The sequence below is a fragment of the Pandoraea sp. CB10b_02 genome (assembly GCF_002216225.1).
GTDB lineage: Bacteria > Pseudomonadota > Gammaproteobacteria > Burkholderiales > Burkholderiaceae > Pandoraea > Pandoraea nosoerga.
The window spans coordinates 49,053-62,047 of the sequence record NZ_NJGW02000024.1; the positions used below are offsets into that span (position 1 = coordinate 49,053).

Annotated in this window: 11 protein-coding genes and 1 tRNA gene; 4 read left to right on the forward strand and 8 right to left on the reverse strand. The window is 65.7% G+C overall.

Features of this window, described 5'->3' with window-relative positions:
• Nucleotides 1-56 precede the first annotated feature (56 nt).
• From cobA to CDN36_RS19640, 5 genes are all read right to left on the reverse strand, one after another.
• Entirely contained in the window at nucleotides 57-848 is a 792-nt protein-coding gene (cobA, locus tag CDN36_RS19620; protein ID WP_150556573.1) for a uroporphyrinogen-III C-methyltransferase, read from the reverse strand.
• Between the two features lie 127 nt (nucleotides 849-975).
• Entirely contained in the window at nucleotides 976-2,277 is a 1,302-nt protein-coding gene (locus CDN36_RS19625) for a sulfate adenylyltransferase subunit 1 (RefSeq protein ID WP_150556572.1), read from the reverse strand.
• 101 nt (nucleotides 2,278-2,378) lie between these two features.
• Nucleotides 2,379-3,326 (reverse strand): sulfate adenylyltransferase subunit CysD, encoded by a 948-nt coding sequence (cysD, locus tag CDN36_RS19630; protein ID WP_150556571.1) that lies wholly within the window; start codon nucleotides 3,324-3,326, stop codon nucleotides 2,379-2,381.
• 148 nt (nucleotides 3,327-3,474) lie between these two features.
• On the reverse strand, nucleotides 3,475-4,173 hold the full coding sequence (locus CDN36_RS19635) for a phosphoadenylyl-sulfate reductase (RefSeq protein WP_241014021.1): 699 nt from the start codon (nucleotides 4,171-4,173) through the stop codon (nucleotides 3,475-3,477).
• Between the two features lie 134 nt (nucleotides 4,174-4,307).
• Nucleotides 4,308-5,084, reverse strand: a complete 777-nt coding sequence (locus CDN36_RS19640) for a sulfite exporter TauE/SafE family protein (RefSeq protein ID WP_150556570.1) — start codon at nucleotides 5,082-5,084, stop codon at nucleotides 4,308-4,310.
• Between the two features lie 186 nt (nucleotides 5,085-5,270).
• On the opposite strand from CDN36_RS19640, the gene CDN36_RS19645 reads away from it, so the two are divergent.
• Nucleotides 5,271-6,212, forward strand: coding sequence for a CysB family HTH-type transcriptional regulator (locus CDN36_RS19645; protein WP_150556569.1), 942 nt, complete (start codon nucleotides 5,271-5,273; stop codon nucleotides 6,210-6,212).
• A 93-nt stretch (nucleotides 6,213-6,305) separates the two neighbouring features.
• Here CDN36_RS19645 and CDN36_RS19650 read toward each other — a convergent pair whose 3' ends face one another.
• The 3 genes from CDN36_RS19650 to CDN36_RS19660 are packed head-to-tail and all read right to left on the reverse strand — an operon-like array spanning nucleotide 6,306 to nucleotide 9,906.
• Nucleotides 6,306-7,556, reverse strand: coding sequence for a BamA/TamA family outer membrane protein (locus CDN36_RS19650; RefSeq protein ID WP_287497673.1), 1,251 nt, complete (start codon nucleotides 7,554-7,556; stop codon nucleotides 6,306-6,308).
• 20 nt (nucleotides 7,557-7,576) lie between these two features.
• The gene (locus CDN36_RS19655) at nucleotides 7,577-8,728 is read right to left on the reverse strand and encodes a hypothetical protein (RefSeq protein WP_287497674.1); all 1,152 of its coding nucleotides are present in this window, start codon (nucleotides 8,726-8,728) and stop codon (nucleotides 7,577-7,579) included.
• A gap of 44 nt (nucleotides 8,729-8,772) precedes the next feature.
• Complete coding sequence (locus CDN36_RS19660) at nucleotides 8,773-9,906, reverse strand: BamA/TamA family outer membrane protein (RefSeq protein ID WP_150556567.1); 1,134 nt, start codon at nucleotides 9,904-9,906, stop codon at nucleotides 8,773-8,775.
• Between the two features lie 822 nt (nucleotides 9,907-10,728).
• Between CDN36_RS19660 and CDN36_RS19665 the strand changes: the two genes are divergently transcribed.
• The 3 genes from CDN36_RS19665 (at nucleotide 10,729) to CDN36_RS19675 (ending at nucleotide 12,943) form a co-directional block, all read left to right on the forward strand.
• Complete coding sequence (locus CDN36_RS19665; protein ID WP_370750440.1) at nucleotides 10,729-11,850, forward strand: ABC transporter substrate-binding protein; 1,122 nt, start codon at nucleotides 10,729-10,731, stop codon at nucleotides 11,848-11,850.
• A 7-nt stretch (nucleotides 11,851-11,857) separates the two neighbouring features.
• A complete protein-coding gene (locus CDN36_RS19670; protein WP_287497676.1) occupies nucleotides 11,858-12,742 on the forward strand; it encodes an NAD(P)-dependent oxidoreductase in 885 nt (294 codons plus the stop codon).
• 116 nt (nucleotides 12,743-12,858) lie between these two features.
• Nucleotides 12,859-12,943 (forward strand) — tRNA-Leu (locus CDN36_RS19675).
• Nucleotides 12,944-12,995 lie beyond the last annotated feature (52 nt).

Genomic DNA, 12,995 nt, shown 5'->3' on the forward strand with positions numbered 1-12,995 from the left:
GCCCTGCCGGGACGCCTCAAGCGACCTCACGCGACCTCAGGCGACCTCACGCGACCTCACGCGGCCTCGCGCGCGACCTGCGCCGTGCACCGCGAGATGCGCTGCGCGTTCGCGCCCGCAAACACGTCGCCGATGAGCAGCACGCTGGGCTGGGCGGCATCGAACCAGGACGAGGCGGCGCCGTCGCGCAACGCCTGCAGCGAAAGCAGTGCGCGGCGCTCGCGCGGCGTCGTCGCCGCTTCCACGATCGCAACGGGCGTGCCCGCCGGCTTGCCCGCGTCGATCAGCTCGCCCGCAATGCGCTGTGCCGCATCGCGCCCCATGTAGTAGACCAGCGAATCCGCCGACGCCTGTGCCGCGATCTCGGCCGACTCGGGCGCACGGCTTTGCGTGGCGAACGCCACACTGCGTGCCACGCCGCGCAACGTCAGCGAGCGCCCGAGCGCCGCCGCACCGGCCAGCGCCGCCGTAATGCCCGGGACGACCTCGACTTCGATGCCCGCGCCTTCGAGTGCGCGCAGTTCCTCGTCGGCTCGGCCGAACAGCATCGGGTCCCCGCCCTTCAGGCGCACCACCCGCCGGTGCGTGCGCGCGTGATCGATGAGCTGCTTGTTGATGAAGTGCTGCGCGCTCGAGTGCTTGCCGCAACGCTTGCCCACGGCGACGAGCTTCGCCTGTGGGCACAGGGCCAGCATCTCGGGCTCGACGAGCGCGTCGTGCAGCACGACGTCGGCCTCGGCCAACAGGCGCGCGCCGCGCACCGTGATCAGGTCGGCCGCACCGGGGCCGGCGCCAACGAGGTACACCTTGCCGGGTGCCGGAGCGGATTGTGAGTGCGTCGTCGTCATGATGCGACCGTTTTGGTGGAGCCGGAGGCCGGCCCCTTCGCGGGGGCCGTGCATCCGAGCATCCGAAGTAGCGAGAATGCGCGGGAATGCCGAGGCATGCGCGCCAACGGATAACGCCTGCGGCGGCTTACGCGGCGAGCGAACGGATCATGCCCGCCGCCACGGTATGGTGCGTCGCTTCGTCGATGAGCACGAACGCGCCCGTGGCCGGATTCGCGTCGTAAGTATCGGCGGCAAGCGGCTTTTGCAGGCTCAGCTGCACGCGGCCGATGTCGTTCATCGTGAGCGTGGCCTTGTCCGTGCCGTGCGAGAGTGTGCTCACGTCGAGCACCGTATCGACGCTGCCGATCTTGACGTACACCGTGCTGGTCGCCTGCTTGAGCAGGTACTTGCGCTGCGGGGCGAGAGCCTCCTCGTCGAACCAGCAGACGTCGGCGGCCACCTTGCGCGACGGCGCCAGCGTCGACTCGGCCGCCACGAACGTGTCGCCGCGCGAGACGTCGACGTCTTCGGCCAGTCGAATCGTCACGCACTGCCCGGCGAACGCCTCGTCGAGCAAACCGCGCGGCCCGACGATCTCGGCCACGGTCGCGGTGCGCCCGGCCGGCAGCACGCGCAGCGCCTGCCCCACGCGCACCGTACCGGATTCGACACGGCCCATGTAGCCGCGAAAATCGTCGGCATGCGAGCCGTCCTGGCGCGCGACCAGTTGCACCGGGAAACGCAGCTCGCCGCCGGACTGCGCGACGGGCAGCGATTCGAGCACGTCGAGCAGCGGCTCGTCCTGATACCAGGGCATGCGCTCGCTCGCGTACACGATGTTGTCGCCCTTGAGCGCCGAGACCGGCACGAAGCGCACGCCTTCCAGACCCAGGCGATGGGCGAGCTCCAGGTAGGCAGCGCGAATGGCGTTGAACGTCGTCTCGCTGTAATCGACCAGGTCCATCTTGTTGATGGCGACGATCACGTGCTGCAGGCCCAGCAGCTTGACGATCGCGCTATGGCGCTTGGTTTGAGCGAGCAATTCGGTGCGGCCGTTCACTTCGCTCACGCGCGTGGCGTCGACGAGAATGATCGCCGCGTGCGCCGTCGAGGCGCCCGTGACCATGTTGCGCGTGTACTGTTCGTGGCCCGGCGTGTCGGCAATGATGAACTTGCGGCGCGCCGTCGTGAAATAGCGATAGGCGACGTCGATCGTGATGCCCTGCTCGCGCTCGGCTTCGAGGCCGTCGGTGAGCAAGGCGAAGTCGATGTCCTCGCCGGCGGTGCGCTTGTGCTTGGCGCGGGCGAGCGCGGAGAGCTGGTCGGTGAGCACCGACTTGCTGTCGTAAAGCAGACGGCCGATCAGCGTGCTCTTGCCGTCGTCGACGCTGCCCGCCGTGATGAAACGCAGCACGCCGAGGTCTTCCTGATGCGGGGTGAGGCTCATGGTCTATTCAACTCGATTGCAAGGCCCCCGGCGCGGTGTTGCGGCGCGCCCGTCGGGCCGGTGTCTCTGAACGTTGGGGCTGATGGCGACGCGTCGCAGCTTCAGAAATACCCCTGCTTCTTGCGCTGCTCCATCGCCGCCTCGGACGCCTGATCGTCCATGCGCGTGGCGCCGCGCTCGGTAATGTCGGTCACGGCCGTCTCGGCGATGATCTCCACCGGGCTGGCCGCGACGCTCGCCACCGGGCACGTGCAACTGATGTCGCCGACCGTGCGAAAACGCACCGAAGCGTACTCGCTCGACTCGCCGTCCTGCTTCGGCGTGAGCGGCGTGACCGGCACCAGCAGGCCGTTGCGGCGCACGATCTCACGCTCATGCGCGTAATAAATCGAGGGCAGATCGAGCTTCTCGCGGGCAATGTACTGCCACACGTCCAGTTCGGTCCAGTTCGAGATCGGGAACACGCGCAGGTGTTCGCCGCTGTGCAGACGCGCGTTGAACAGATGCCACAGTTCGGGGCGCTGCGCCTTCGGGTCCCACTGGCCGAATTCGTCGCGAAACGAGAAGATGCGCTCCTTCGCGCGCGCCTTTTCCTCGTCGCGGCGCGCGCCGCCGATCATCGCGTCGAAACCGTGTTCGGCGATCGTCTCGAGCAGCGTCACGGCCTGCGCGGCGTTGCGCGAATCGTTCTCACGACGCAGACGCACCGTGCCGCGGCGGATCGAATCTTCCACATGGCCGACGACCAGTTCAGCGCCGAGCGCCTTGGCGTGACGGTCGCGGAATTCGATCACTTCCGGATAGTTGTGCCCGGTGTCGATATGAACGAGCGGGAACGGCAGGACGGTCTTGCGATTCGGGCCCAGGCCGAATGCCTTGAGCGCCAGATGCAGCACCACGACCGAATCCTTGCCGCCCGAGAATAGCAGCGCCGGCTTGCGGCACTCGGCCACGACTTCGCGCAGGATGTACATCGATTCGGCTTCGAGCCAGTCCAGATGGTCCATGCGCGCGCCGTTGGCCTGCGCGACTTCGTGCATCGCACCCATAGTGTTCCTTCCTTTATGATTCCGTGATTCCGTAGATTCGGTTTGCCGCGATGTCCGCCATGCGCGGCCTCGCATCCTCATTCGTTCTGCCGTGGCGGCCCTCTTTCCCCTCGCTCGCCTCGCTCGCCGGCGTCGCGCCCGCAGGCGCTCAGCCCGATTGCACCGAGACCGGGATCTTGCTCAGATTGCTCGCGTGCAGCCCACACTCCTTGCTGTCGCGCGACTCCCACCACCAGCGTCCGGCGCGGCTGTCTTCGCCCGGGCGGATGGCACGCGTACACGGCTCGCAGCCGATACTCGGGTAGCCTCGCGCGTGCAGCGGATTGACGGGCACGTCGCGCGCCGTCAGATACGCCCACACCTGCGCTTCGGTCCAGTCGAACAGCGGGTTGTACTTGGCGATGCCGCGCGCGTCGTCGTGCTCGGCGAAGGCCAGTTCGCCGCGCGTGACCGACTGCTCCCGGCGCTGGCCGGTGAGCCATGCATCGGCGTCGGCAAGGGCGCGGCCGAGCGGCTCGACCTTGCGGATCTGGCAGCACGCCTTGCGCAGGTCCACGCTTTCGTAAAACGCGTTCGCGCCATGCTCGGCGACGTATGCGTCGACGGCTTCGGCCTGCGGCGCGTACTGCACGACGTCATAACCGTAGCGAGACTTGATGCGATCGATCATGCCCAGCGTCTCGGCATGCAGCCGCCCGGTGTTCAGCGTGAAGATGGCGATCGGCAGCCGCTCGCGCAGAATCACGTGCGTGATGAGCATGTCCTCGGCAGCCAGGCTGCTCGCGAACTTCACGTTGCGATGCGAGCGCGCGATGCGCGTGAGGCGCTCGGCCAGCACGGCCTCCATTTCGTCGAGCAGCGCCATGTCCTGATGCTCGGCATCGGCAGCGCTTGGCGGCACCGTGGTCTTGTCGGCCTGAATCGCGGCCTCGGGACGGGTTTCGTTTCGCATCTCGCGAACTCCTTGTGTTCCGTGGGGTGTCAGCCGACCAGCTTCACCGCGGCGAGCGTGAGCGTCGCCGCCAGCGCCCCGCGCACGATGCGCTCGGGCAAGTGACGGGCGAGCTTCGCGCCCAGCCAGATGCCGGGCAGCGAGCCGATCAGCAGACTGCCGAGCAGTGCCCAATGCACCGTCTCGAGCCAGATATGGCCCAACGCGGCAATGGCCGTGAGCGGCACCGCGTAGGCGATATCGGTGCCGGCGACTTCGGCCGGCTCCAGTTGCGGGTACAGCATCAGGATCAGCGTCGCGCCAACGGCGCCTGCGCCGATCGAGGAAATCGTGACCAGCACGCCGAGCACGGCGCCGACGAGCACCGTCGCGCCCGCCTGCGCGGATCCCGTCAATTGCCAGTTCGGGTGGGCGCGCAGCGTGGCGAGCAGCTTCGCGCGAAAAAGCAGCGAGAGCACCGTGAGCAACACCGATGCGGCGATCGTCAGTTTGATGACGTGCAAGGCCCCGTCGTCGATCTCGCCCAGGCGCTTGAGGCCAAGGATCGTGACGAGCGCCGCGGGCAGCGCGCCGAGGATCAGGCGGCGCACGATGTGCCACTTCACGTGGCCGTGCGCGCGGTGCGCCACGGTGCCGAAGCTCTTCGTGATGGCCGCGAACGCCAGATCGGTGCCGACCGCGACCGGCGCGGCATAGCCGAGCAGCAACGTGAGCAGGGGCGTCATCAGCGAGCCGCCGCCCACACCGGTCAGCCCGACCAGCAGGCCGACGCCAAATCCGGAAATGGGTTCGAGCCACAGCGACATGAATGACGTTCCTGTTGGGTGCGGGTTGGGTGCAGGCCAGGTGCCTGCCGAATGTGTCGAATGCCTGTCGAATGCTTAATGCCTGGCGGGAATAACGTTATCGAAACAGTGGCACCCACTGTAATGAAAAGGCTATATACTTCAAACGAATTAAAAATTGTTTGTATATTTTCTAAAGTTATACAAATGAACCTGCACCAGTTCCGTTTCGTGCGCGAGGCCGTCCGCCAGAATTTCAATCTGACGGAGGCCGCCAAGGCGCTCTTTACCTCTCAGCCGGGGGTCTCCAAGGCAATCATCGAACTCGAGGAAGAACTCGGGGTGGACATCTTTGCCCGGCATGGCAAGCGCATCCGTAACCTGACGGAGCCCGGGCGCATCATCTTCGAATCGATCGAGCGCATCCTTCTAGAGGTGGAAAGCCTCAAGCGCATCGGCAAGGACTATGCCGCCCAGGACCAGGGCAGCCTCACCATCGCGACCACGCACACGCAGGCGCGCTACTCGCTGCCGCACGCGGTGGCCGAATTCAAGAAGCGCTTCCCCAAGGTGCGGCTGTCGATTCTCCAGGGTAGCCCCACGCAGATCGCAGAAATGGTGCTGCATGACCAGGCGGACCTGGCCATCGCCACCGAAGCCATCGCCGGTTACAAGGATCTGGTCTCGCTGCCGTGCTATCAGTGGCAGCATGTGGCCGTGGTGCCGCCGGACCATCCGCTGCTGCAACTATCGTCGGTCGGCATCGAAGATCTCGCCAAGTATCCGCTGATCACCTACGACCCGCAGTTCGCCGGACGCGCCAAGATCGATCAGGCGTTCGCCCTGCGCCACGTACCGCCGGATATCGTGCTCGAGGCGATCGATGCCGACGTCATCAAGACCTACGTGGAACTGGGTCTGGGCGTGGGGATTCTCGCGGGGGTGGCGTTCGATCCGGAGCGTGACCGCAATCTGCGCGCCATCCAGGTCGGGCACCTTTTCGGCACGAACGTAACGCGCGTCGCGCTCAAGCAGGGCGCATACCTGCGCGGCTACGTCTTCACCATGGTGGAGCTGCTCTCGCCGATCCTCACCCGCAAGCTCGTCGAGCAGGCGCTGCGCGGCGAGCACGAGAACTACGAGCTTTGAGTGCGAGGCGGAGGCGGTCCACCCGCGGCCGCTGTGCCGGCGACAACGAACCGGGCGGCACCCTCCCCGCTTTCGGCGTGATGGATCAGCGCGCTAGAACGCCTCGTTGATCTGGAAGTAGACGCCGCGCGTCTGGCGACCGAAACCGACATCGAATCGCACGTTTACTCGTGGCTTGAATTCGAAGCGATAGCCCACGCCGCCGTTGGGCAACCAGTGCGCCGAGGCCAGGTTACCGGGGCGATCGGCGATCGCCCCCGCCCCCAGCCACACGACCATCCCGTGGCGTCCCGTGAGATGCAGTCGGTATTCCACCTGCGCCGTGAGCATGTTCCTGTCCCGGTACTGGCCGAGAAAATAGCCGCGCATGTGCTTGCCATCGCCAAACGTCGGCATCATGCTCCACGGCACGTCGCCCCAACTGAACTTCCCGTAGACGTCCACCGCCAGCACATCGCGCTCGCGAAACCGCGTGTAGTGATCGTAGGACCATTCCAGCGACTCGAACGCCGTGCTGCTGCCGAAGGCGCGCCGGTAGAAAGTGCCGGTGAGGACCAACGCCTGGCCGCGGTACGGGTTCGGAATGAAGTCGCGGGTGTCGTAGGAAAAGTTGGCGCTCACGCCGATGCTGCGCACATACGGACCGATGGGGTCCGTAACGAACGCGCTGGCGTCACCCTTGTCCCGGTTCACCGCCGAATCGAAGTGCGCGTCGACGCCGAAGCCGCCGTAGGCGCTGGGCCAGAGTCGCCAGAGGAAGGTCGGCCGCACGAAGGCGCTGCGCTTGGTGTACTTCTCGCGATTGTCGTCGTTGCTTGCACGCGTGTAGCCGATTCCCCAGTACTGCGTCGGCATATTGACCAGCGCACCCGCGAAGACGAAGCGAAACCGGTCGTCGGTGAAAAACGTCGTGTTGTCCACGCCGATACCGAACGCGCCGGTCGTGGTGCCGAAGCCGTGGATCGTCATGGTCGAGAGCTGCGTGGTAGGCAAGGCATCTCGCGTCTTGTACAGGCCAACGGCGGCCGCGCCAATGCCGAACCCCATCTCGGGGTTGTAGAACGGGCCCGGCATGACGCCCCAGTCCATCCCGTGGCTCACGTCGACCTTGTCGGCCGCGCCGAGCTTCGCGAGCAGGCGATCGATCCAGCCTTGCCGCGTGGCAGGCGAAGCCTCCGTCGCCGATGTGTCGGCCGGCACGGTCGTCGCCGAGCCGGCCGCGGGTGCGGCAACGGACGTCTGGGCGCCGGCGTCGAGGGCCCACGCCGGCGGCGCCCAGGCGCATGCGCTGACGGCGAGCAGCACGGCTGCCGTGCCGCCGAGCCGCATATCCCGCCCCGCCATGGCAATCCGCGGCGCGCGCATCAGAACCTCAGAAACGCCGTGAGGATGACGTCGTTGCGGTGATAGCCGTAACCGAACTCCGCAAGCAGCCCGAAACGTTTGCTCGCCGCCCAGCTCACTCCGGCCACACCGCTCCAACTGCCCGTCACGGACTCGTCGATCCGGTAGTCCAGCCGCTGCGTCTGCCCGGGCGCCGCCTCGATCGGGATATCGAAGTGGCCGGTGATCGTGGCCCGGGTGCGGAACCACGTCGCGCCGACATACGGCGTCAGGATCCCGTAGGCGCCCAGGCGGAGATTCCAGCCCACGCGCGGCGAGATGTTCCATGACTGAATCAACGACTCGGACATCGAGATGTCCGACACCGTATACGTCACCGGCAACGAGAAGAACACGTCGCCATACGTACCCACGAGCGTGAACCCGGCGCCATATGTGTGCCCGCTATAGTTGGCGCGCTGCGTGGGAAGCTTGATCGGGTTGGCGCAGTCGGGCCGTGGCCGTCTGCCGGCACAACCGACGTTCAGGCCGAAGAACTGCTCGAGCGCCGTGAGCGAGGAGAAACTGATGTTGATGTCGCCGCCACCGCGCACATTGCCCACGATCGCGTACACGTTCATGAACGGGAACAGCCACGCGCCGAGCTGAAACTGGTTCGACTCGCTCCGAATGCGCGACTGATCGAACTGCACGAAGTCCGCCGAGCGCAGTGGGTTGCCGTTCGCACCGACCATCAGGTGACTGAGCTGGTAGCGCTGCGTGCCGTTGAAATAGGAATAGCCGATGTCATAGGGATTGGGCAGATCGTATCCCCGGTCGATGACGCGTTGCGCGAAAAACGGCAGCGCCCGGTCCCAATGCCTGGGCGCCGGCGCAGCGGTGGTCGCCGTGCCGCCCGCCGATGCGGAGGCGTTCGCCGTCGCGTCGTCGCCCGGGGCGGCTGGGGTCGGCGCCGCGCCTGTGTCCGGGGTTGCCGTCGGGCCGATGACGCCGCGATACCACCCGCGCCGCGCCGCGACATCGCCGTCGGCGCTCTCCGACGCGGTGGGCGAGACCATCGTCGCCCCCGTCGCCCCCGCGCTCCAGGCGGCGGCATCGGTCGCCGCGCCACACAGGCACACCGCCGCGAGCGCCACACCCTTGCGGAAACGCGCATTTGGCCCCATTCGCATGCATTCGTCCTATCGTCTCGTCCGGTGGATGACAGTCACGCGCCTCAATGCCAGGCGCTGCCGACCTGGATATAGAACGCGTTCTCGCCTTTGCTGTGCGCCACGTCGATGCCAACGGCAAGCCCGAGCTTGGACGCAATCAGATAGCGGAAGCCGGCCCCCACGCTGATCACGTTGTCGGCGTCGGAGAACGTCTTCCACTTGCCCCACGCTCGCCCCGCCCCCGTGAAGCCGAGCACATACCAACGCGGTACGACGTTCCATCGCAGTTCGGCTTCGAGCATGGCCGCGTTGCGGTCCTGATACCGGCCTTGCTGGACGCCGCGCAGTTTCACGTAAGGCTGCGCGTAGAAAGGAGTGTCGCCGGCAGAGAAGCGTCCGTCGACTCGCAGGCCGAGCACCCAGGCGCGACCGAGCGGCAACCACGTGTAGCCTCGTCCGTTATACGTCTCGAACGACTGCGAACTGCCGGCCCATGGACGCGCCGCCTGAATCTCCAGCTCCATATAGCTGCCGCGGTTCGGGAAGAACATGTTGTCGCGCGTGTCGTAATCGATCACGACGCCGACCTTGCCGATGCGCCGTTGGGCATCCGGCACCCCGACTTCCTGGGCCACCTGGCCGGTGAAATGCGTGTTCGAGTCGAAATAGGTATAGCGCGGCCCCACGAACCAATGCGAGTGCCCCAGCCGGAACAGCACCTGCTGGACCAGCAGCCAGCCATTGAGCTGGTACGAGCGCGGTGAATTGAGCAGCCCATAGTAGTCTGTCTTCATGTTGACCTTGGCAAGGCCGCCCAGATAGCGAATCGAGTCACCGCCCCAGGTGTGAAAGTGCATGAGGCCTGCGCCCCACGTGCCGTTTTCCGTGTACATCCCGCCGACGGCGGTAATGTTCGGCGGCGACATCACACCGGTCTCCCTGGCGTTTTGCGCGGCGTCGGCCATCGACTCGGAGAAGAACATCAATGCGACACCGCCCCCGTAGCCAACGGCGGGCTCGGTGATGATCATGGGCACCGGCAGCGCGCCGCGATGGTTCAGCAAAAAGTCGCTCGCGTCGAATTTGCCATCCTCCGGCGAGTGCCAGGACACCTTGCGGGACTTCGATGACGCATCGGCGGCAGCGGCCGGGACAGTCGGAGTCGGCTCCGCCGACGGCGGCGCGACGGTGGCCATCGTCTCGGCATACGCCGCACAGGCGGGCCATAAGCCGATCGGCGCGAGCAGTATCAGGCTCCAGCCCACGGCTGCGCGGCGCAGGCAAATCCGCAACAGATTCCGCATGAGTTATTCGCCCTCCGGAAGCGAGTACTTCATGACGATTTAAATAATCACCCTCGAATAAATCAAATCACCTCATCGAAAAACAATAAACACAATCAATTTCGATAAAACAACGATCACCGAATCCTCATCAAGTCGCCTGGCCCTCGAACACCGGCCATCTGTGGCTGGCGCAGACCATTACGTCGCATTGCACGGCGTTGCTCGGCATTACGCATGCACTAGAGGGCGCCACATGGCGCATTTCGTCGCTGCCGCACGCCCCTCGCCACGGCGCATATGCGCGCGCCACGACACGCCCCGCCGTTCACCGCGTGCAGAAGCGGCGCGCCTATTGCCCGACTGCCCGACTGCCCGACTGCCCGACTGCCCGGTTCAGACATGGGAATTCATGCAACAGAAAAAATCATCGTAATTTAAATTACGATTTAATTACCCACTCACAATAAAAAAACAAAAATTCACAACAAAACACTAAATCAGACAGCAAGGTTTCGTCAAAAACAATTTTCCGAATATTGAGTTCCATGCCGCGCTGATGTGGGCGACCGGATGCCGGAGGTCGCCCGCACCGGGCGACCGACATCCGCGGACCAACTATTTTTCCTGGCTGGAGGAACGCAAGCGGTGCGGTATGCTTATGCGATTCGTCTACAAGGAGACCCCATGCGCTCAGCTCTTCGCGGCATCCGCCTCTCGGGCGTGGTGCTTGCCATGACCCTCGCCGGCGTGACGACGGCGGCCCGTGCCGACATCACCGTCGGCATCGACCTGTCGTCGACCGGCCCCGCGGCCGCCATCGGCATTGCCAGCAAGAACGCCATGCAGCTCTGGCCGGATCAGATCGGCGGCCAGAAAGCGCATTACGTGTTCCTGGACGACGGCTCCGATCCGGGCACGGCCGTGAAGAACGCGCGCAAGCTCATCAGCGAGAACAAGGTCGACGTGATCGTCGGGCCGAACATCACGCCGAGCGCGCTGGCCATGCTCGATCCGATCTCCGAGGCCGAAACGCCCATGATCACGCTGATCGGCTCGGCCGTCGCCGTGGAGCCGCAGGACGCCAAGCGGCGCTGGGCGTTCAAGATGGCCGCCAACGATTCGGCCATGGCCGACGTGATGACCCGTTACATGGCCAATCACGGCGTCAAGACCGTGGGCTTCATCGGCTTTGCCGACGCCTACGGCGAGAGCTGGTGGAAGGAATTCTCGAAGTTCGCCGAGTTGCGCAAGCTCAAGATCGTGGCGCAGGAGCGTTTCAACCGGACGGACACGAGCGTCACTGGCCAGGTGCTCAAGCTGATGGCGGCCAAGCCCGATGCGATCCTCGTCGCGGGCTCGGGCACTCCTGCCGCGTTGCCGCAGCGCACGCTGCAGGAGCGAGGCTACGGCGGCAAGATCTACCAGACGCACGGTATCGCCACGTATGACTTCGTTCGCGTGGGCGGCAAGGACGTCGAGGGCACGCTGTTCCCGACCCAGCCGGGCGTCGTTGCCAAGACGCTGCCGGCGGGCCATCCGGCGCGCACGGCCGCGCTGGCCTTTACCAAAAAGTACGAGGCGAAATATGGCGCGGACACCGTGACCCAGTTCGCGGCGGACGCCTATGGCGTGTGGGACCTGCTCAACGACGCCGTGCCGCGCGCGGCGAAGACGGCCGCCCCCGGCACGCCGGCGTTTCGCTCGGCGCTGCGCGACGCGCTCGAATCGACACGCAATCTCGCGATTCCCAACGGCATCATGAACCTGAGCCCGCAGGATCACGTAGGGTTGGACCAGCGCGCGGGCGTGATGGGTCAGATCAAGAACGGGAAGTTCGTGTACGTCTCGGATTGATAGCGGCATGACGACATCCACCATTGCATTCGTCGGGCTGGGCGCCATGGGCGGCCAGATGGTTCGTCATCTGATGGCGGCGGGCCATCGGCTGCATCTGTACGCCCGCCGCCCCGAGTCGGCCGCGCCGTTCGTCGAAAAGGGCGCGACGTTTTTCGAGACGCCGGCCCTCGCGGCGGCGCAGGCCGATTTCGTCATTACCAACGTCACCACGACCCAGGACGTCGAGGCGGTGCTCCTCGGCGAGAACGGGGTGGCGCAGGGCGCCCGGCCCGGCGCCATCTGCATGGATCACAGCACGATCTCGGCGGAGGCGACGCGGCGCATAGCAGAGCGCCTGGCGCGCCGGGGCATTCGATTCGTGGACGCGCCGGTGTCTGGCGGCCCCACGCGCGCGGCGCAGGCGTCGCTGTCGATCATGGTCGGCGCCTCGCGCGAGGACTTCGAGAAGGTCAAGCCGCTGCTCTCGGTGCTGGGCACGACCATCACGCACGTCGGCGAGGTCGGCGCTGGTCAGGTGGCGAAGGCGTGCAACCAGATCGTGCAGGTAATCAACATCCAGGGCATTGCGGAGGCAATGCTGTTCGCGGCGCGCAGCGGCGTGGACCAGGACAAGGTCATCGAGGCGATCTCGCAGGGACTCGCGGGCAGCCGCATGCTCGACATGATGGGTCCGAAGATGGCGCATCGCGACTTCTCCGCAGGCATCGAAGCGCGGCTGCACGACAAGGACTTCTCGATGATCCTCGACGCGGTCGCCGAGGCCGGCCTGTCGCTGCCGGCGCTGTCGCTGGTGAAGGGACAGTTGACGGCGCTGATGGAGAACGGCTGGGGGCATGACGACACGTCGTCGCTGCTGCGCGTGCTGGAGGGCCAGCAACAGGTCCACTGAAGGCCGTGGGCGGGCTTGTGGCCGCGGCGAATTTCGGTCATAATCTCGCCTTCGTCCGGTGGCCCATGGGGCATCGCACGAACCACGCTGCGACACCATCCGGTGAACGCACACCCGCCCAGGTGGTGAAATTGGTAGACGCAGGGGACTCAAAATCCCCCGCCGCAAGGCGTGCCGGTTCGATTCCGGCCCTGGGCACCACTAGAATTCTTGGCGTTCCGCCGAAGCACTCACCAACGTAGTTATCCACAGA

Excerpts from the sequence above, each read along its gene's own strand:
- cobA (WP_150556573.1), bottom strand. The coding sequence starts at position 848 with ATGACGACGACGCACTCACAATCCGCTCCGGCACCCGGCAAGGTGTAC.
- CDN36_RS19625 (WP_150556572.1), bottom strand. The coding sequence starts at position 2,277 with ATGAGCCTCACCCCGCATCAGGAAGACCTCGGCGTGCTGCGTTTCATC.
- cysD (WP_150556571.1), bottom strand. The coding sequence starts at position 3,326 with ATGGGTGCGATGCACGAAGTCGCGCAGGCCAACGGCGCGCGCATGGAC.
- CDN36_RS19635 (WP_241014021.1), bottom strand. The coding sequence starts at position 4,173 with ATGGAGGCCGTGCTGGCCGAGCGCCTCACGCGCATCGCGCGCTCGCAT.
- CDN36_RS19640 (WP_150556570.1), bottom strand. The coding sequence starts at position 5,084 with ATGTCGCTGTGGCTCGAACCCATTTCCGGATTTGGCGTCGGCCTGCTG.
- CDN36_RS19645 (WP_150556569.1), top strand. The coding sequence starts at position 5,271 with ATGAACCTGCACCAGTTCCGTTTCGTGCGCGAGGCCGTCCGCCAGAAT.
- CDN36_RS19650 (WP_287497673.1), bottom strand. The coding sequence starts at position 7,556 with ATGGCGGGGCGGGATATGCGGCTCGGCGGCACGGCAGCCGTGCTGCTC.
- CDN36_RS19655 (WP_287497674.1), bottom strand. The coding sequence starts at position 8,728 with ATGCGAATGGGGCCAAATGCGCGTTTCCGCAAGGGTGTGGCGCTCGCG.
- CDN36_RS19660 (WP_150556567.1), bottom strand. The coding sequence starts at position 9,906 with ATGGCCACCGTCGCGCCGCCGTCGGCGGAGCCGACTCCGACTGTCCCG.
- CDN36_RS19665 (WP_370750440.1), top strand. The coding sequence starts at position 10,729 with ATGACCCTCGCCGGCGTGACGACGGCGGCCCGTGCCGACATCACCGTC.
- CDN36_RS19670 (WP_287497676.1), top strand. The coding sequence starts at position 11,858 with ATGACGACATCCACCATTGCATTCGTCGGGCTGGGCGCCATGGGCGGC.